We start from the raw sequence: 1368 nt of genomic DNA on the forward strand, positions 1-1368 counted from the left end.
AGAGCTGGCTCCGCAAAATCGGACAGTGGTGTAAGTGGATTTTCTGCCTGACGGCAGCGAGGATTGTCGCTGCGAATCAGGAGTTGATATGACGAAGAGACCACGCCGCAATCACACATCGGCCTTCAAGGCGAAGGTGGCATTGGCCGCCGTGAAGGGAGACAAGACGCTGGCGGAGTTGGCGCAGCAGTTTGATGTTCACCCGAACCAGATCACGACGTGGCGCAAGCAGCTTCTGGAAGGCGCGGCAGGCGTGTTTGGGCAGGACAAGGCGGGATCGGCCGAGGCACCGGTCGATCTGAAGGCGTTGCATGCCAAGATCGGCGAACTGGCATTGGAGAACGATTTTTTGTCCGGCGCGCTCAGCAAGGCCGGCCTTGTGAGCGTAAAGCGATGATTGACCGCGAGCACGAGCTGCCCGTGGCGCGCCAGGCGAAGGTTCTGAACCTGGCGCGCAGCACGGTGTACTACAAGCCCCGTCCGGTTTCGGATGAGGACCTGGCGCTGATGCGTAGGCTCGATGAGTTGCATCTCGATTATCCCTTTGCGGGCACGCGGATGCTTCGATCGCTGCTACGACGCGAAGGCATTTCGGTCGGTCGCCGTCATGTGGCAACGCTGATGAAGCGGATGGGGATTTCGGCGATCTATCGCCGCCCCAACACGAGCAAACCCGCACCGGGCCACAAGATCTATCCGTATCTGCTGCGCGGGCTGAAGATCGAGCGGGCAAACCAGGTCTGGGCGATGGACATCAGCTATATTCCGATGCGGCGCGGCTTTGTCTATCTGGCCGCAGTCGTCGATGTCGCCAGCCGCAGGGTACTGGCGCATCAGCTTTCCATCACCATGGAGGCGGCGTTCTGCGTCGAGGTGCTTGAGGAGGCGCTGGTAAGATACGGCAAGCCGGAGATCTTCAACACCGACCAGGGCAGCCAATTCACCAGCGCCGATTTCACCGGCGTCTTGTTGAATGCCGGGGTCGCCATCAGCATGGACGGCAAGGGAGCTTGGCGCGACAACGTCTTCGTCGAGCGGCTGTGGCGGACGGTCAAATATGAGGAGGTCTATCTGCGCGCCTATGACAGCGTGTCTCAGGCACGTGCGTCGATCTCCAGCTATCTGACCTTCTACAACCAGGGGCGCCCGCATTCGAGCCTTGACGGCTGGACGCCTGATGAGGCCTATTTCGGCAAGCAGGTAAGGGCGATGGTCGCGTGATCGTCGCCGCGCGATTTTGCCGCAGCTCTGGTCGGGCTACGCCCTCCCGACGCCGCAGCAAAATCGCAAAGCCCCGCACTCAGTGTAACCCGGCAGGAATCCACTTAAATTCCGCGGGGCGCTGTCCAAACAACCGGAGCCAGCTCT

At 60.8% G+C, this 1368-nt stretch carries 1 protein-coding gene; it reads left to right on the forward strand.

The features are described from left to right. Positions 1–88: 88 nt before the first annotated feature. Positions 89–1221 (forward strand): IS3 family transposase gene (locus AC07E3_RS21380; RefSeq protein ID WP_478364741.1). Its coding sequence is split into 2 segments (ribosomal slippage): positions 89–344 and positions 344–1221, totalling 1134 coding nucleotides; the frame shifts between segments, so codons are not numbered across the junction. Positions 1222–1368: the final 147 nt, after the last annotated feature.

Source organism: Nitratireductor lacus (assembly GCF_056431025.1).